This is a genomic window from Paraburkholderia kirstenboschensis, from assembly GCF_904848585.1.
GTDB lineage: Bacteria > Pseudomonadota > Gammaproteobacteria > Burkholderiales > Burkholderiaceae > Paraburkholderia > Paraburkholderia kirstenboschensis.
Genome location: NZ_CAJHCR010000005.1, coordinates 442,993 through 460,951 on the forward strand (window position 1 = coordinate 442,993; position 17,959 = coordinate 460,951).

General features: G+C 61.3%; 13 protein-coding genes and 2 pseudogenes. 7 read left to right on the top strand and 8 right to left on the bottom strand.

What is annotated here, in order from left to right:
* Positions 1-329 precede the first annotated feature (329 nt).
* Positions 330-947: a TetR/AcrR family transcriptional regulator gene (locus JMY24_RS17320; protein ID WP_128598195.1), complete on the bottom strand. Its 618-nt coding sequence runs from the start codon at positions 945-947 to the stop codon at positions 330-332.
* A gap of 185 nt (positions 948-1,132) precedes the next feature.
* On the opposite strand from JMY24_RS17320, the gene JMY24_RS17325 reads away from it, so the two are divergent.
* From JMY24_RS17325 to JMY24_RS17340, 4 genes are all read left to right on the top strand, one after another.
* On the top strand, positions 1,133-2,641 hold the full coding sequence (locus tag JMY24_RS17325) for an efflux transporter outer membrane subunit (protein ID WP_201702505.1): 1,509 nt from the start codon (positions 1,133-1,135) through the stop codon (positions 2,639-2,641).
* A gap of 56 nt (positions 2,642-2,697) precedes the next feature.
* Positions 2,698-3,873: an HlyD family efflux transporter periplasmic adaptor subunit gene (locus JMY24_RS17330; protein WP_201702580.1), complete on the top strand. Its 1,176-nt coding sequence runs from the start codon at positions 2,698-2,700 to the stop codon at positions 3,871-3,873.
* Between the two features lie 12 nt (positions 3,874-3,885).
* Positions 3,886-5,427 (top strand): DHA2 family efflux MFS transporter permease subunit, encoded by a 1,542-nt coding sequence (locus tag JMY24_RS17335; RefSeq protein ID WP_128598220.1) that lies wholly within the window; start codon positions 3,886-3,888, stop codon positions 5,425-5,427.
* Positions 5,428-5,535: 108 nt separating this feature from the next.
* Positions 5,536-6,612, top strand: a complete 1,077-nt coding sequence (locus JMY24_RS17340) for an AI-2E family transporter (RefSeq protein WP_128598222.1) — start codon at positions 5,536-5,538, stop codon at positions 6,610-6,612.
* A gap of 60 nt (positions 6,613-6,672) precedes the next feature.
* Here the strand turns inward: JMY24_RS17340 and JMY24_RS17345 are convergent, their stop codons facing one another.
* Entirely contained in the window at positions 6,673-7,296 is a 624-nt protein-coding gene (locus tag JMY24_RS17345) for a TetR/AcrR family transcriptional regulator (protein ID WP_128598219.1), read from the bottom strand.
* Positions 7,297-7,480: 184 nt separating this feature from the next.
* A pseudogene (locus tag JMY24_RS17350) lies at positions 7,481-7,690 on the bottom strand (site-specific integrase); the annotation flags it as partial.
* A 293-nt stretch (positions 7,691-7,983) separates the two neighbouring features.
* On the opposite strand from JMY24_RS17350, the gene JMY24_RS39375 reads away from it, so the two are divergent.
* Positions 7,984-9,561, top strand: coding sequence for a methyl-accepting chemotaxis protein (locus tag JMY24_RS39375; RefSeq protein WP_201702506.1), 1,578 nt, complete (start codon positions 7,984-7,986; stop codon positions 9,559-9,561).
* Between the two features lie 305 nt (positions 9,562-9,866).
* Here the strand turns inward: JMY24_RS39375 and JMY24_RS17360 are convergent, their stop codons facing one another.
* Positions 9,867-10,211: a DUF1810 domain-containing protein gene (locus JMY24_RS17360; RefSeq protein ID WP_236597427.1), complete on the bottom strand. Its 345-nt coding sequence runs from the start codon at positions 10,209-10,211 to the stop codon at positions 9,867-9,869.
* Between the two features lie 730 nt (positions 10,212-10,941).
* Here JMY24_RS17360 and JMY24_RS38410 point away from each other — a divergent pair.
* Positions 10,942-11,325 carry a hypothetical protein gene (locus JMY24_RS38410; RefSeq protein ID WP_128592619.1) on the top strand — a complete coding sequence of 128 codons (384 nt, stop codon included), beginning with the start codon at positions 10,942-10,944 and terminating at the stop codon, positions 11,323-11,325.
* A 219-nt stretch (positions 11,326-11,544) separates the two neighbouring features.
* Here the strand turns inward: JMY24_RS38410 and JMY24_RS17365 are convergent, their stop codons facing one another.
* The 4 genes and pseudogenes from JMY24_RS17365 to JMY24_RS17380 form a co-directional block, all read right to left on the bottom strand.
* Positions 11,545-12,003, bottom strand: coding sequence for a hypothetical protein (locus tag JMY24_RS17365; RefSeq protein WP_164853836.1), 459 nt, complete (start codon positions 12,001-12,003; stop codon positions 11,545-11,547).
* A 1,054-nt stretch (positions 12,004-13,057) separates the two neighbouring features.
* Positions 13,058-14,375, bottom strand: a pseudogene (locus JMY24_RS17370) (IS1182 family transposase); the annotation flags it as partial.
* 363 nt (positions 14,376-14,738) lie between these two features.
* The gene (locus JMY24_RS17375) at positions 14,739-15,269 is read right to left on the bottom strand and encodes a hypothetical protein (protein ID WP_236597428.1); all 531 of its coding nucleotides are present in this window, start codon (positions 15,267-15,269) and stop codon (positions 14,739-14,741) included.
* Positions 15,270-16,079: 810 nt separating this feature from the next.
* Positions 16,080-16,721: a TetR/AcrR family transcriptional regulator gene (locus JMY24_RS17380; RefSeq protein ID WP_201702507.1), complete on the bottom strand. Its 642-nt coding sequence runs from the start codon at positions 16,719-16,721 to the stop codon at positions 16,080-16,082.
* Positions 16,722-16,848: 127 nt separating this feature from the next.
* On the opposite strand from JMY24_RS17380, the gene JMY24_RS17385 reads away from it, so the two are divergent.
* Positions 16,849-17,712: an NmrA family NAD(P)-binding protein gene (locus tag JMY24_RS17385; RefSeq protein ID WP_128591245.1), complete on the top strand. Its 864-nt coding sequence runs from the start codon at positions 16,849-16,851 to the stop codon at positions 17,710-17,712.
* Positions 17,713-17,959: the final 247 nt, after the last annotated feature.

Consider the following 17,959-nt stretch of genomic DNA (forward strand, 5'->3'; position numbering starts at 1 on the left):
CGAGACCGTGGCTGGTCGAGCAATAGGCTGCTCTCAACGCTTGTCCAGCAATTCCATCAGGCGCTGCATCTTCGCCGGCTGCCTGCGGAAGTTTCGGCGGTCGCATGGACCGCCATCGGCGTGCCCGTCATCCCGGCGTATTTCAGAGTAGACATCCACTGGCCGATTTAAGGGAGGATTGGCTCCGGTACAGGCTAGCAGGCTGCTACCCATGCAGGCGTTGCCCGCGGCGGATTTCTCCGACGCGGTGTAGGCGAAACCGCCCGCCTGGCGACACGGTGGCGGTTCGCTTGCCATCTCCCGAGTTCCGCGCCCGTCCGGGCGCCTGCCTATGCGGCGTGACCTTTGTCCGTCGGCCCATATGCGGCCAGAAACACGTCGACCGCTCTTTGAACGACTTTGGCGACGTTGCGGGAACTGGTATCCGCCGGCGCGCCAACCAGGCACAGTTCCAGCAACTCCGCATCGTATAGCCCGCGCAGATGCGCGGTCGCAACCTCTGCGTTACAGCTGCGCAACTGCCCGCCGTCAATCGCTTGCTGCAGGAAGTCAGTCACCACTTGCCAGGCGAGCTTCGGCCCGCGGTCATAAAACAGGGCGCCGACGTCCGATCGGCCGCCTTCCTGATGCGCGAGACGGCGCACCGCCAGTACCTGCGGCTTGAGCGTCGCGGCGAGATACTGTTTGCCGAACTTCAACAGTGTCTCGCGAATCGGCAGCGAGGTCTTGAGTACCTCCGTCGCCACTTTGGCTTCCTCAGCGGCGGCCATCATGACGTCTGCGAACATCACTTCCTTGGACTCGAAATAGCTGTAGAGCGTGGCTTTTGATCCGCCTGCCCGCGCCGCGATCTCGGACATGGATGCCCGTTCGAATCCCACTTCGCTAAACACCTCGAACGCGGCGTCGACGATCGCCTGCCGCTTTTCTTCTGTCTTCACTCTCATTTTCAATGCGCTCCTCCGGTCGCAAGACCGATCAACAACATGGCCGGCGGCGACACCCGTGACCGGCCTTCGACTTTCAATGTTGTGATCTTACCATATCTGAACCGTACAGTTTATTTCTGTTGACAGGCATGGTCGGCATAACTAGACTGCCCGGTATCGTAAAGAGCGAAGGGAGCAGGAGCATGCAAGAGAGCACGGACATTCGGAGTCAGGTGAAACGGGTGAGGCTGGCCGTCGCGTTCGCGTTCGCGATAGTGGTGAGCGCTTGCGCGCAACTGCCCGACATGCCGCAGAAGCCGGTCACGAAAGACATCAGCAGATATGAGACGGCGCAGAGTCTTGGTGCGGACGGCGGCAAGCAAGGCAGCACGGCGTCTGCGTGGCCCACCGATCAGTGGTGGCTCGGCTACAACGATCCGCAACTGAACGCGCTGATCGGGGAAGCGCTCCAGGATGAGCCGACACTGGCGGCCGCCCAGGCGCGGCTGCATAACGCCGAGGCGTCGGCGCAAGTGGCCGGCGCGGCGCTGCTGCCCGAAATCGATGCGGACGGCTCGGTTCAGAAGAAAAAGCAGAGCTACAACAACGGTATTCCCTCGGATTTCGTTCCCCACGGATGGCGCCCCTACGGCAGCGCCGGGCTGAATTTCAGCTACGAAATCGACTTCTGGGGCAAGAATCGCGCGGCGCTGGCCGCCGCTACGTCGGAGCTCGACGCCGCGCGCGCCGATGCGGCACAGGCCCGCATGGTTCTCTCCGCGTCGATCGCGGCAGCGTATGCCGACCTCGCGCGTCTGTTCGCCGAGCGCGACAGCGCGCAGGCGGCACTGCAGGTGCGCACGCAATCCGCACAGGTGTTCCGGGACCGTTTCGCAAACGGCCTGGAAACGCAGGCCGGCGTAAAGCAGGCCGAGTCGAAGCAGCAAAGCGCGCAGGCCGACCTTCTCGCGCTCGATGAATCGATTGCACTCGAGCGCAACCAGATCGCCGCGCTGATGGGCGCCGGTCCCGACCGCGGCCTGCGCATCGCACCGCCGGCCGTCGATCTGACGCAGCCTGCCGGCATGCCCGCCAACCTCGGACTCGGCCTGCTGGGCCGCCGCCCGGACGTGGTCATTGCACGCCTGCGCGTAGAGGCGGCGGCGAAGCGGATCGACGTCGCGCGAGCCGGGTTTTATCCGGACATCACGCTCGGCGCGTCGATCGGCTTCCAGTCGCTTGGCCTGAACATGCTGACGAACGCAGCTTCGCTGGCCGGCAACTTCGGTCCGGCGATCACGCTGCCCATCTTCAATGGCGGACGTTTGCGCGGTGAACTGCGCGGCGCGCGGGCGACTTACGACGAGGCGGTTGCGAACTACGACGAAACGCTGACGAAGGCATTGCTCGACGTGGCCGACGTTGCCGCAAGCGAACGCGCGCTGGCGGACCGGCTGCAAGCGACGCAAGCCGCCTACGACGACGCTGCCCAGGCGCACCAGGTCGCACTCGATCGCTATCGCGCCGGCCTTGCGGGCTACCTCGAAGTGCTGAACGCCGCCGACACGATGACTTCCGCGCAGCGCCAGCTCGCCGATATCCGGTCGCGCACCTTCTCGCTCGATGTCGCGCTCGTGCGCGCACTCGGCGGCGGATATCAGGCCGGCACGCCGGCCGCGACCGACGCAACGCATTCCAACAAGCAAAGCTGATTTCAAGGACTCCGATCATGTCTGAAACCCAATTCGTCAAAACCAGCGAGTCGCTGATGCCGGACTCGCCTGCTTCCGCTGCCCCCGCTGCTTCCGCCGATACCGGCGCTGCGGCCGCCGCTCCCCCTTCGAACCGCAAGAAGCTGTTCGCGCTGCTCGGCGGCGCCATTCTCGTCGCCGGTCTCGGGTACGCGAGCTACTGGCACTTCGTCGCGTCGCATTACGTGTCGACCGACAACGCCTACACCGCGGCCGAAGTCGCATCGATCACGCCGGCGGTCAGCGGCATCGTCAAAAGCGTGCCGGTCGTGAATACGGAGCAGGTTCACAAGGGCGACGTACTGGCCGTCGTCGACGACACCGACGCGAAGATTGCGCTCGCGGAGGCCGAAGCCGATCTTGGCCGCGCCGAACGCAAAGTTCGCGGCTATGTCGCGACGGATTCGGAGCTGAGCGCGCAAGTCAGTGCGCGAGCAGCCGACCAAACCCGCATGGCCGCGCAGATCGCATCGGCCCAGGCCGACTTTGACCGCGCGGCGATCGACATGCAGCGCCGCGAAGTGCTGACCCACACCGGGAGCGTATCCGGCGAAGAGCTGAGCAACGCGCGCGCCGCGTTTGCCACCGCCAGGGCGGTGCTCGACGCAGCCCGCGCCGCGGCCCTGCAGGCGAAGGCAAGCCGCGACGCGGCCGTCGGCTCGCTCGAGGCGAACAAGGTGCTGATTGCGGACACGACGGTCGATACCAATCCGGAGGTCCTGCTCGCACGTGCGAAGCGCGATCAGGCCCGCGTCGATCTCGAGCGCACCGTGCTGCGCGCGCCGGTCGACGGCGTCGTCGCGAGTCGCCAGGTCCAGGTGGGCCAGCGTGTTCAGTGCGGCACCACACTGATGAAAGTCGTACCGATCGAATCCGTCTACGTCGATGCGAATTACAAGGAGACGCAGCTCGGCAAGGTGCGCATCGGCCAGCCGGTGGAACTGAAGTCGGACCTGTACGGCAGCAAGGTCGTCTATCACGGCAAGGTCGTTGGTTTCTCGGGCGGTTCAGGTTCCGCGTTCGCGATGATCCCCGCGCAGAACGCCACCGGCAACTGGATCAAGGTCGTGCAGCGCCTGCCGGTGCGCGTCCGGATCGATCCGGCCGAGCTTCGCGCGCACCCGCTCGGCATCAACCTGTCGATGGAAGCGACGGTCGACACGCGCGGCGGCAACGACGCGTCCGCTCACTAAGGATCCGCCATCATGTCTTCCAGTCAGGTCAATGACATCGCATTGCCGCCGCTGTCCGGCCCCATGCTAATTCTCGCGGCGGTGATGATCGCCGCCGCCAACTTTGTGGCGGTGCTGGACAGCACCATTGCGAATGTGTCCGTGGCGACCATCTCGGGTGCACTCGGCTCCTCGACCAGCCAGGGCACGTACGTCATCACGTCCTATGCGGTGGCCGAAGCGATCACGGTTCCGCTGACCGGCTGGCTCGCGAGTCGCTTCGGGACGGTACGCGTGTTCATCGCGGCGCTGGTCATGTTCGGACTAGGTTCAGCACTGTGCGGGATGGCGACTTCCCTCGGCACGCTGATCCTGTACCGTGTGTTTCAGGGGCTCGCGGGCGGCCCGCTCATGCCGCTCTCGCAAACCCTGCTGCTGCGCATCTTTCCGAAGGAGAAGGCCGCCGCGGCGCTTGGCCTGTGGAGCATGACGACACTGATTGCGCCGGTGATGGGCCCCGTGCTGGGCGGTATCATCTGCGACGACTACCACTGGTCCTACATCTTCTTCATCAACGTGCCGGTGTCGCTGATCTGCGCATACGCCGGATGGATGATGCTCAAGCGCTTCGAATCGGAGAAGATCCGGATGCGGATCGACACGGTCGGGCTCGTGCTGCTGATCATCTGGGTCTCTGCGCTGCAGATCATGGTCGATGATGGCAAGGACAAGGACTGGTTCAGCTCGATGGAAATTCGCGTCCTCGCGATCGTTGCGGTGATTGGTTTCCTCGCCTTCCTCATCTGGGAGCTGACCGAGCGAAATCCCATCGTCGATCTGCGTGTGTTCCGCCATCGTGGCTTTGGTGCGAGTGTGGTCACCATGTCGCTGGCGTTCGGCGCGTACTTCGGCGCCACCGTGCTCACGCCACTGTGGCTGCAGAACAATATGGGGTACACGGCCACGTGGGCCGGGTATGCCCAGGCGACGACGGGCATCTTCGCGGTTGTCGCCGCGCCGTTTGCAGCCAGGCTGTCGACGAAGTTCGATGGACGCTGGCTGGTGTTTGCCGGCGTGATGTTGCTCGGTTCGGTGACGCTGTTCCGCACCCATGCGAATTCGGACATGGACTTCTGGCAGGTGGCACTGCCGCTGCTGCTGCAAGGCGTCGGTCTGCCGTTCTTCTTCGTGCCGACGACGAGCATCGGCCTGAGCAGCGTCGACGAGCCCGAAACGGCCTCGGCGGCGGGGCTGATGAGCTTCTGCCGGACCTTCAGCGGGGCGATTGCCACGTCGGTCGTCAACACGTTGTGGGAGGACAAGACGAAATACAACCGCGCGGAGTTGTCGGGCCTGGTCGATCAGGCCGGCCACTTCATGTCCTCGCTGACCGGTTCCGGCTGGAGTGCGGATCAGGCGCAGGCGCAAATCAGCAACATGGTCGAGTCGCAGGCGGTGATGCTCGCGACCAACCAGCTCTTCTTTAACATCGCATGCTGCTTCATCGTCGGCGCGCTTGCGATCTGGCTTGCGCCCAGACCGATGCGTGTCGCGGATACGTCACAGGCGCACTGAATGCCGGGGGCGCCCCCCCCGCCCCGCCTTCGCCGATGCCGGATGACGACGATTGATGGCCCGTTCGATACGCCACCGGTTTCTGCGGGGTCGCTTGCGGGTTACTCCATACAACTTTCGACCATGATCCTTACTCCCTATCAGCGCTACACCCTCGTCGGGAGCGTCATCGCCGCGGGGCTCGGTGTCCTTCTATGGACCTTGCGACCGGTTCTGACACCGTTCCTCCTCGGTGCGCTCATCGCGTACATGCTGCAACCGGGCGTCGAGTGGCTGGTACGCCAGCGTGTGCCACGCGCAGTTGCCGTCCTGCTGATGATGCTGCTGTTCGCACTGCTTCTGACCCTGCTGCCGCTCCTTGTGCTTGCCGTGATGCACAAGGAAGGGCCGGAGCTCGCGAAGACCATCCCCGTCTTCATCGCGAACCTCAACGCGTGGCTGCAACCGAAACTGGCACTGCTGGGCATCAGCTACTCGCTCGATCTGGCCGAAGTTCGCCGCCTGCTCACGGGCGACACGTTCGGCGGTGGCCAGACCGTCATACTCGCCGCGTTGCGGTACGTGCGTACAGGTAGCAACGTCGTCCTGCCTCTGGTGAGCAACGTCATACTGGTGCCGCTTGTCCTTTTCTATCAGCTTTACGACCGGCACCAGATATTCGCGCGGATGGAAAGCTTTGTGCCGCTGCGCTGGGTCGGCAAGATCCGGGGACTCGTGACCAGGATGGACCACATGCTGTCGCAATACTTACGCGGCCAGTTGCTCGTGATGGGCGTGCTCGCCGTGTTCTACCCGATAGCGCTAACGCTGGCCGGCCTCGACATCGCGCTGCCCATCGGGCTCTTCACCGGGTTGGCGGTGTTCATCCCCTACGTGGGTTTCGCCGTGGGACTCGCCCTTGCCCTTCTTGCCGCGCTTCTGCAGTTTGGCGGCTGGTACGGCATCGGCGCAGTCGCAGCCGTGTACGGAGTTGGGCAGGTTCTCGAAAGTTCGTTTCTTGTTCCCAAACTCGTGGGTGACCGCATCGGGCTGCACCCGCTCGCGGTGATCTTCGCCCTGCTTGCGTTTGGCCAGCTTTTTGGCTTTTTTGGCGTGCTGCTCGCGCTGCCAGTGAGTGCGATCCTTGCAGCGCTGCTGGGCGACCTGCGGCGCCGCTACGTGGCCAGTGCGCTGTATAAGGACTGACTGCCGGTTTGCCCTGGATGCCGATCTGCCGCCCGCACAATGCGGGCGGCAGCCGGATAGTCAGTGCGTGGTGTGTGCGGCGTCCGCCGGCCCGTATGCGGCCATGAACACGTCGACCGCTCTCTGGACGACCTTCGCGATGTTGCGGGGGCTGGTATCGGCCGGCACGCCAAACAGGCACAGCTCCATCAACTCAGCTTCATACAGCGTGCGCAGATGCGCTGTCGCGATGGCTGCGTCACAGCTGCGCAACTGCCCGGCGTCAATCAATTGCTGCAGGAAGACAGCCGCCGTTTGCCAGCCCAGCTTCGGCCCGCGCTCGTAAAACAGGGCGCCGACATTCGACCGGCCGCCTTCGCGATGCGCGAGACGGCGTATCGCGAGCAGTTGCGGTTTCAGCACCGCGACCAGATAGTGCGTGCCGAAGCTCACCAGTGCATCGCGAACCGGCGTGGAGGTCTTAAGCAGCACGAACGCCGCTCCGACTTCCTCCTGCGCGGCGGCGGTCATGAACTCGGTGAACATCTCTTCCTTCGACTCGAAGTAGCTGTAGAGCGTGGCTTTAGAACCGCCTGCCCGCGCCGCGATCTCCGACATCGACGCCTGCTCGAACCCCACCTCGCTGAACACCTCAAACGCGGCGTCAACAATCGCCTGCCGCTTTGCTTCCGTTTTCCCCCTCATCGGGCGCTCCTTTGTTTATGCGATCGAATCGACGTCGCCGGCGGCAACGCACCTGACCAATCTCCCGTCTTTACAGATGTAGATTTTAACATAACTGAACTGTATGGTTTATTTATTCTGGTGGCAAAACAGTATGCTTCACCATACTGAACCATATGGTTTTGAATTTCGATTCACCTTGCCTGCGCACTGACGCCGCTGGGTTGTGCGGGATGATCTGGCCGCTGACGAGCCAGTCAAAGAGATGCCGGATTGCCGCGAGCCGCTGCTTCACAGTCGGTGCGGCGTGGGTATGTGTCTGCCGCTCGACCCACGCAACGACGTGCAGCGGCTGCACCGCCGTGATTGACACTCCGCCGGCACCGGCGCACCACGCGAGAAAATCCAGCGCCGGCGGAGCGATGCCATCACGTATGACGAGCCGGGTCATGACTGCTGCGTGATCCGCAGCAGCCAGGCGCCGAGCGTGTCCCTGACGCACTGCTGGCAGAGGTCGACGCCGACCTCGTTGCCGTCCTCAAAAAAGCGAGCCGAAGCCACCGCGGCCTCTCAAGTTCTACCGCCTAATGCCGTATACGAATATCACACATGACATTTTTATCAACGTATCGTTGGCGCTTGCGCGGTTCGCTTCCTCCTTCCTGCGCCTTGTGCACGACCTTCACTCCTCTCACCCGTTCTATCATCATGTTCAAGAATCTAAGTATCCGTGTCCGCCTGGCGCTGGCGATGGGTTTTCTCGGCGTGCTGCTGATCCTCGGCGGCGTCATGGGCGTCGTCGGCGTGTCAATGAGCAATGCCGACGTGGAGGAGCTCTATTCCAACGATCTCGCTCCTTCAGCGGCGCTCGGTCAGGCCAGCATTGCACTGTCGAGGTCCCGTCTCTGGCTGTATCGCATCGCGCTTGATCCGGCCAGCCCAGACGTGCCCCAGGAAACGCAGACCGCCCGTGATCTGCTCACGACGTCAAAGCGGGCGTGGGACGTGTATCGCACGCTGCCGTTCTCCGGACCCGACGAGGCGCGCCGCGCGGCCGACGTGAATGCGAAATTCGATGCTCTCGTCGCCAATGGCCTGGAGCCGATGTTCCGCGCGATTGCCACCCATGATGCGACGAAGATCCCCGAGGTCTGGCTGCACATCCCGCCGTCGCTGGCCAGCGACGTGACCGACGGCCTGAATGCACTGGACCAGATCCAGATCACCACTGCGCGGGCGACGTTTGATGCCGCGCGGGCCCGCTTCCATGGGTTCGTCGTTGTAGCCATCGCCGGTATGCTGATCGCGCTCAGCGCGGCGGTGCTCGCCTGGTGGTCGCTGCAGCGCGCGATCGGTGCGCCATTGGGTGAGGCTCTGCATCATTTCAGGGCGATCGCCGACGGCGACCTGACGACGCAGGTCGAGGTTCGTACGCGCGACGAGATGGGGCAGCTGATGAGCGGCCTGCAGGCGATGCAACGCAAACTGGTCCAGACGATCAGTATCGTGCGGGACGGCTCCCGGTCGATCGACACCGCCGCGCAGGAAATTTCGGCCGGCAACCTGGACCTGTCGCAACGCACCGAAGAGCAGGCCGCGTCGCTGGAGGAAACTGCCTCGTCCATGGAGGAGCTGACGTCGACGGTTCGCCAGAACGCCGACAACGCGAAGCAGGCCAGCCAGGTGGTGACGAACACGGCGCTGCTGACCGAGCAGGGCAATCAGGCGACGCAGGAAGTCGTCCAGACGATGCGGGGTCTATCCGACGCGTCCGGCAAGATTGCCGAAATTACCAGCGTCATCGAAGGGATCGCATTCCAGACCAATATCCTGTCCCTGAACGCCGCCGTCGAAGCGGCGCGCGCTGGCGAGCAGGGGCGCGGTTTCGCGGTGGTCGCCAGTGAGGTGCGCTCGCTGGCCCAGCGCAGCGCCACCGCGTCCCGGGAGATCAAGGAACTGATCACGGATTCGCTGCGCCGCGTCGAGACTGGCGCGCGGCAGGTCGACCGCGCCAGCCAGGCAATGGCGGAAATCCGCGCTTCGGTGCAAAAGGTCAGCGACCTGATGGGCGAGATCGCCGCCGCATCCGACGAGCAGTCGAAGGGTATCGAACAGGTCAATGTCGCGGTGGCACAGATGGACCAGGTGACGCAGCAGAACGCGGCGCTGGTCGAACAGGCGTCCGCGGCGGCACTGTCGCTCAAGGAGCAGGCGGGGCAGCTGGAAACCACAGTGTCGGTATTTCGGGTCCGTGCAGCGGGGGATCGCGGGGCTGGTCCCGCTTGACGTTGAAGCTGAGGCGGCGCCGACTCTTCCCCCGGCGCAACCCAGTTCCTGCCAGCACACCCGCACGAGGGCGCCGTTGACGCTCCTGACGATGAACCAGCTCGAGTGATCGCACGAGGTAAATGCAAAGTAACCGGAAAGAGTTTCAATCTTGCAGTCGCTTTCGAACCCTCGAACCGAGGAGGCCTCGCAGTCGCCCAAAGCACCTTTCACCAGCTATAGACACCAAAGTTGTAGGCGACACGCGAGCGGAAGTCGGCGCATCATCTTCGGTTGAGCCGCAAGCGCAGGACACGAGGCCTGCATTAGCTGCCGGCACGATCGAGATCCGGCTGGAGCGTGCGGTGGCTAAACATCAGTCCGGCGCTCATTGCACCCTCTGCCCTCTTGCCCTCGATGCCATTGACGATCGCCGTGCACTCTCGCAGACGTGGACCGAGCAGCGGATGCGCGAGGTAGTCGCGTGCTTCGTCGAGCCCGGAGATCGCGTAGCGTTGCGCGGTCGGGCTGCTGCCAATCCCCTCTATTTGCGGGAAGATGAACCACATCCAGTGACTGCGCTTCTCGCCGGCGTGCAGTTCGTCAGTCACCCGCGCATAGACTGGCTGCTGCGCGTCCACGAAGCGTTGCAGATCGTATCGGTCGGCCATAGCGATGCCCTCTTTCGTCAGTGTCAGCCTGAAACAACTTTTGCTCACCCCCGCTCCCGGTCGTTCTGAAGTCCGATGGGCGGGGGCATGACGCCTGAGGTGGCGCGGGGCATGTTGCCACCGGTAACAGGTAGCTCAACCCGTGCTACGACGTGCTCGGGGCCCAACGACGTTCCGCAATCGGGGCAAGCGGGCTTTACATCGGCGAATATCGGGTCGAGGCCTTCATAATCGCCAGTGTGAGAAAGGCGCCTGACGAAGTTGAAGTGCCACGCTGGCACTGCGCTTTCATCTGTGCTTTCGACAATGCAGCCACGGTGTCCGCACGGGCATAACAGATTGAATACCATCAGTCTTTTCATGATGCACTCCGTCGTCTCGCAACTGAACAAGACCCGAGCATCAGAAGTGCCAGCCTCTCCACGCTGCCCCGCCGAGAGGCTGCGATCGTGGCGGCATGTCATCCCGTTCCTTGGCGGATAGGTTGATCGCATCCAGCATTCTCGCGAGTCCACGACCGAGGCTGCTCGATTTGTTGGCTCGACCTAGGCCACCTACTATGGCGATCGACGGCGGTTTATACCCGATAACGGCGACTCTGCGGCGCGTAACGCGACCTGGCCGGCTCGCGCCCGAGGGTTTTCCTTAGCCTCAGGCACGGCAACAATGCCGATGGTTGGCCGTCGGCGGACATGCTAGGATTTCTTTCAAACAACTCCGGAAACTGGTGATGCCGTTCATCTGCGAAAACGTTGAATGTCGTGCCGTGCTGGCTCGCGGTCAGGTCAGATCCAATCACGAGGACGAGGGGTGGTGCTTCTACTGCCCGGACTGCGAAGCCAGGAACGAGTTGAAAGATATCGGCGTACCTGGCGGTCCTGTCGAGTTGGTTCAGCCAGAAAGATCCGACCTTCCGCACAAGGTAATAGCGACTGCTCGACCATTGGAGGACGGCAGGTACGCAGCTCAATTGCGTGTTCAGAGGGCACTTGGTATGAAAGGAACGTACGCTGTCGAAGAGCGCTGGGAGCAGCTCGGTGTTTTTCTCAACGCGCAAGAGGCCATAGCGCATGCGAAGTCGATCGCAACAGACGTGCTGAAGCGAAACGCCTAGTCGCGAGTGGTACTCCGGGTTGCGCCACACCTATCAATGCACAGATTTCGACGGCAGTCCTACGGCCGGATAGCCCGCGATAACCCGGTTCCGTACGTTGTGCAGGTGCGTGCCGCGCAGAAAGCGTTTCAGCTTTCGGTGCGCTCAATAAGCGGTGTTAGCGGATACCGTACCACCCCGAATACTCCACTGAACCAGATGTGATAAACCAATCTTAATTCACGAAGTGCCACTGGGAGCGAGCTTGACAAATAGTCTGGCCGCTTCGTTGCCGTGGGATAACGCGCGCAGCGCAAGGGAGAGCGCTAGTTGTGCGTCGTGAGAGACCGCGCTACGGTCCTGATCGAAGAGCTTGACGGCATGGCGCATATGCTGTGCCGCCTGCGTGTGAAGCTCCACGGCCGCGGCATGATGTTTCGCCACGTCCGCCGCATCTACGACAGAGCCGGTCGAAGGAGGCGGTATCGACGGCGTATTGGTGCTGTGCGCGCCAGCGGCGTGTGCCTGATCGATCGCATGCAACGTGTGACCATGGGCCATCATCGCCTGATGCGCGGCGTGGGCAAAGTCTCGATCGTTCTCGAAATGCCGCGACGCCTCGCGGTGATGTCGCGCGGCCTGCTCGTGGTGTGACGCCGCGGCTTCGAGATGACCTTTCTTGCTGTGCTTCGTGTTCACGCCGGCTCCCGTGCAAACTTCAGGACTGACTCCGATGGCGACCGATTCGAAGACACAGTGGCGGGTCGCAGCAAGATCCTAATTTACACGCACTTACGTCTTCTGCGGCATTTGTGTCTAGCGGAAAATCGGCATCACGACCTGAGTCCCTACAGGATCCGGGCCGATGCCGTGAATTTGATGGCGCGTGTGCATGGTTTCACCTGCGCGTTGGGGTCGAGAGTGTAAGTTCGCTGAAGCAGGAAGCTGCCATCCCAGTTCTCAATGCCGCCATCGTCGGCAATCCGCCGCCATATTGCTGACGTAGAACTCAGCACGCCCGAATGTCGGCATTGGCCGAAACGCCTCCGTTACTCATTTAGGAAAGTTTCGATGTGAACCAGCCGTTGAGTCACGATGGTGGAGGATACGCTGGCGGCAACAATCGGCAAGATTGTGAACGGTGCAGTGGCGAGAGCGTCGTTTCACAATGGAACTCCCATCTTTCTTGTGGGAGTCTGCCATGAAGACCGAACAACCCCGTGAAGCATGGAACAAAGGCAGGCTGCTCGGCCAGACGCCGCCGCTCAGACCGAAAGACGTTTGAGCCATCCGGATTCGCCTCCAGAACGCTCGCGCTGTGCGCGATCTTGCCTTGTTCAACCTCGCAATCGACAGCAAACTACGTGGCTGTGATCTTGTCAGTCTGCGAGTTCGCGATGTCACCCACGTCAATCAGGTCTTACCGCGGGCGCAAGTCGTTCAGCGCAGTCAACGCTGGCCGCACGACATGATGTTGCATGCGCATTCGTGCGGCTACTTTCCGTCGCGCCTATTTTTGGCGGAGCGGCCAAGTTGTTCCCACCAGCCCGTTCCGCGAAGTCGTCATCCGGTTGACCGTAGCGCATTGGAGATCGGCGCGAGGACCGTCGAGTACAGTTCGCCCTCAGCCGACCTTCGCCGTTCATCCGTCGTGCGGCCGCAGCGCGCTGCTTCGCTGTCGTTTGCGTCCACTCGAATCGAATGTCGGCTTCAGATGACGGCGAACGCGTGCTGACGACCCACTACGGTCAGACGTACTAACCCGCCTGAGCGTCCTGGTCAGGAAGTGCGCGGGGCCCATCCAGTGCTTGACCGTGCCGAAGACATGCTCAACGGTACTTCTGCGGACGGTCATGGCGTCGGGTTTCCGGTCGAGCCGACGCTGCATCACTTCCAGCGCATTCTTGTGTTCCCATCGCCGAATTCGACGATAGTCAGACGGTGAACATCATTCCTTGAGATGGCAACGTGGGCACGCGCTGGGCCAGTAGACTCGCAGATTCATGTCATGCTCGACAGTCGTGAATCGATGGATCGCCCGCTCACCAGCAGGGCATCGATACGTGTCGCTTTTCGCTATGTAGATAAAGTCGGCCTTCGTAAACAGACCTTTTTTCCGGGACGCCGACGTGAGCGGCTTGGGAACATACGCGCTGATGTCATTCAAATCGCATGCCCTTATCTCCGGCCCGCTGAAGTAACCGCGGTCCGCAACAACCTTCAGCTTCGATCGGCCCATCGCGTGCTTCGCAGATATCGCCATTCTGCTGAGTTGTCCATGATCGTTGCCGACATTGGTTACTTCGTGTTCAACGATCAGATGATGTTTCGTATCAACTGCTGCCTGGACGTTGTAGCCCACTATGCCGGAGCCTCTTCCACTCGTTGCCATCGAGCGCGCGTCCGGATCCGCCATCGACAACTGCCTGTCCGGCTGCTTTACCAGCTGCCTGCTGATCTGGTTGAGCTCACGCATCTGCTGGCGCAGCACGGCGATCTTCTCGTAGAGTCTGACGGCGGTCTGCGCTTTCGATCAGATCGAGATATCGCTGCTCGCTTTCCTCGATCTGCTTCTGGCGCTTGTCGATCTTGCTTGCCGTGTAGTTCATGTCGCGGCTGTTTGATGCCTTGAACTTGCTACCGTCGATGGCCACCATGTCACTGGATAGCAGCTTGAGCCCGCGACACAGTTCGACGAAACGCCGGCATACTTTGCGGATCGCCGCGCCGCTGTCACGGCGGAAGTCTGCGATCGTTTTGAAGTCTGGAGCAAGACGTCCAGTCAGCCACATCAGCTCGACATTGCGCTGGCATTCGCGCTCAAGTCGCCGGCTCGACGGTATCCGGTTCAGGTAGCCGTAGATATACATCATGAGCACCACGCCAGGATGGTAGGACGGGCGGCCTGTAAGCGCCGGTGTTGTACCGTTGAAACCGAGCTCTGTGAGATCAAGTTCGTCGACGAAGGCATCGATCACTCTCACCGGATTGTCCTGCCCGACGTAGTCATCGACACATTCGGGAAGTAGTGCGACCTGCTTGCGGTCATCGCCTTCAACGAATCGCTTCATGAGTCATCCGGCCTCAGTGCGTTGATTCAGTTGAGGGGATCAATGTGTTTTCACACAGGCTGGGTCCATTGTGGTCGCTCGACCCAGAGTGGCCACAGCGACGGCTTCCGAAGTTTAACGGCCGGCCAGTCGGCGTGGCTGCCATTCCGGTTGCGCGCCATGAAGGATGCGGCCACTCGGCATTTTCATGCCATGAAACGCAATGCCGAAGGGTGAGCGGCATTGACACCACCGGCATAACGGGGAGGTTTCCGGCGTGTTTAAGTGTGCCGGCGTCCCGGCCGTCACGTTCGCACGGGCAAAATGGCGAACGCCGCGTTCCTTCACCGCCTTTTTTATTCACGCGATGGGAGATGCCGCGCTTCAGAAGTCGTGTCGAATCGAGAAGGTTGCGCCGCGCTCATGCGCGTGATTGAGGTTCAGAAGCGGATTGGCCCTGAAGCTCCAGTCGTCGTCACCGCTTGCGGCAGTGGGCGGAACGCTCTGCGGGTCGGACGAAAGGCCGAAGCCAACGGGGGGCAAGGGTGAATGGGCGGCCTGAGCGCTGTCGAGCGGGGCCAGGTAAGGGTTACCCGGCGCATTCCCATAACGGAAGCGCTGTTTGCCTTGCACGATATTGTTGCTATCGGGCGGGCCGTAAGCCACAGCACTCCATTGCATCGCATTCTGGACCACATAGCGGCGTACGTGGCGAAACGGCGTGTAGGCCGGTGATGCAGAGACTGGGTACGAATAGAAAAGAACTGAAGTCGAATAACGCGTTTGGGATGAAATGTGGACGGGACGTTTGGCGAAGGACATCGCGCTGTTCACAAGCAATAGCGCGCCGGCAATCCAGAGAACTGGATTGCGGCGCGCAATCAATCCGACCTTGCCAACGATGTAGTCGATCACCCTACCGCCCACCCCGATCCATCTAGACTCTCACCAATTAAGGCATGCATAAACCAGTTTAGTTCGCTTGCATCATTGATGAATAACGCTGACAGGTAAAAACTGCGGCCGCATTATCCACATGCGCCAATTTCACCGCACGCCGTGCAAAAGTCGCAGCCGTCGGCAATGGAAAGCGTGTTGTCCGTAGTCGAAGAGAAGGCTTTGCGGAAGAAGCACGCAGCGCTCAGGAACTACGCACGATGCATGAGAAGAATCAAAACGTGACACACGGACTGACGCAACGGTAACCAATATTGGTCCGCCCCCTCAGCGCTGCTGCTCGGACTACGAGGCGCACATGAACTGGTCCGAATCAAGACGGCGCGTGGTGTGCTCGAAGGGCCGTCGGGGCGCTGTTCAATATATCGCCGGCTCAAATCGCTGTCGCGGCAGTTCAAGTGCGCCCGGACTCGCGGTAGCTTCGCCAACACGCAGATGGTCGCGAATGACGGATCTCGGTTACCGCCAGCCGCTCGAACGTCTCCTCTCTCCCGACGATGAACGTCCGGAACTGGCCGAGAGCGCCAGTTCAAGGAATGTGCTGTGGAGCAGCAGTTGAAATCTTCGATGGCTGGTTTCGGGCGCCTTCTGAGAATGAGTGCAGTCGGCCATGAGCGGTCACTGGCTCTTGCATTTCCACCGTCATTCGCACGCCGGCTCTGCATCGGACAGCGGACATCGACAATCTATCGCGTTCAAAGCCTCGTAGCGCTTCTGTGATGACAGCGCTACAACGACAATCCGCGAGCGCGTTACGCGATAGGCACGTTAGTCCAGGGCCGCTCGCGTTTCACGCAGAATCTCGTCTGAGAGGTCAGGGTCATCAACCGCACGAGCCAAAATGAGGGCTCCGACGATGCTTGAAAGCGTATGAATCGCATCGCGGCGAGCATTCTTCCTGTTGGTCTTTGCGCGAGATTCAGTGAAGCTTTTGATCATACCTTCGACATGCTGGGTGAACGCGGGCTGAGCCCCAGGTTCACGGGCAATCTCGCCTGCCAATCCCGCCATCATGCATCCGTTGCCTCTGTCGTCACGGTGCTGCTCGGTGAGATACCCGTCGACGTATCGAGCTCTCGACTCACCGCGGGCCGCACCTTCTCGCATCAACTCGAGCGCTTTGGTCGACGTGTCTTCGATGCTCTTCGCGATCAAATCTTCTTTTGACGCAAAGTGATGATAAAACGCTCCGTGTGTAAGACCCGTCGCCTTCATGATCTCGCTGAGGCTGACCCCGGAAAATCCTCGCTCCCGAAACAAAATGGATGCCTGCTCCAGGATACGGGCATGCTTCTCTGCCGTCTCTTCGGGCGGGTAACGCATACGTCCTCCGAAAAAATGAAATGAAATTGGTTGACTTGAAGCAGTATAGGCATCATGCTTAACAAACGGAAGCATGATGATCATCATGTTTGAATAACCAGACGTCAGCGCAGTGCACGCGTAGGTGCGCTCCCAAACATGATGCTCATACTGTTTAACTGTGCGGCCCCGGCGCGCAAGCCCGGCCGCGTTTTCTTAGTCTCTGGAGGTCTATATGAAGAAGTTCCTCGTGACAGGTTCCACTGGCGCTACGGGTGCTCCCACCGTTCGTTTTTTGCTGGCAAATGGCCACCACGTCGCGGCTCTCGTTCGCCGTGAGGACGATCGTTCCGCGGTGCTGAAAGAGCTAGGCGCCGAGATCGTGACCGGTGACATGCTCAGGATCGAAGATGTCCGTCGTGCAACGGAAGGCGTCGACGGCGTCTACTTCTGTTATCCACTGACACAAGGCGCGATAGAGGCTACGGCGATCCTCGCCCAGGCTGCAAGGGAGCACGGCGTGAAGCAGATCGCATACATGTCGCAACGGCAGTCGCGCCCACATGCTCGCAGTCCGGCAACAATGAGCCACTGGCTTTCGGAACAGATTCTCGACTGGTCGGGCGTTCCGGTGACGCACCTGCGAGTCAACTTCTTCGCCGAATGGATGTTATATACGGCCGCTGAGATCCGCGCCGGCCGCTATCTGACGCCGTTCGATCCGGAGAGTCGCTTTGTGCCCATCTCTGCAGCCGACATTGCACGTGTGGTCGTAAAAGTCCTTGAGAATCCGGAAGCGTTCGGCGGCAAGATCATTCCGCTCACCGGCTCGGTTGAAGTCAGCCACATCGAACTTACGGGTATTCTCGCGAGCACGCTCGGCAAGGAGCTTCAGTTCAAACAGGTGTCGCCAGACGAATTCGTCAAGACTATCGGTCTAGATGGCGATCCTTCATTTGCGGCTCATTTCGAGGCAGTAAAGGTGGATCAACAGGAAGGCCTGCTTGCCGGCGTCGACAGGAGCGCGGCCGAGATCGTGGGCCAGCCATTGACGACGCCCGAACAGTTCATCCAAGAGCATCACCATTTTCTGGCATAGCGGTCATTGCCAGCAGACGCTCCGGTTCACTGCAGCGTCGTTGCAACCCAAACGATCGTGTTTGCGGGCGGGTGCCGGCGACCGCGCACGGCACCGTCCGAATAGGAGCGATTCGCGCACCGAAGTCTGAAGCGAACCACTGACGCGTCTCACAAACATGCTAGTGGCGGCAGGAATGAGTGCCCGTTTGGAACCGGAAAGCAGCCGTTGCGGTCTTGCTAATCCGGCCGACAGCTACGGGTCATCA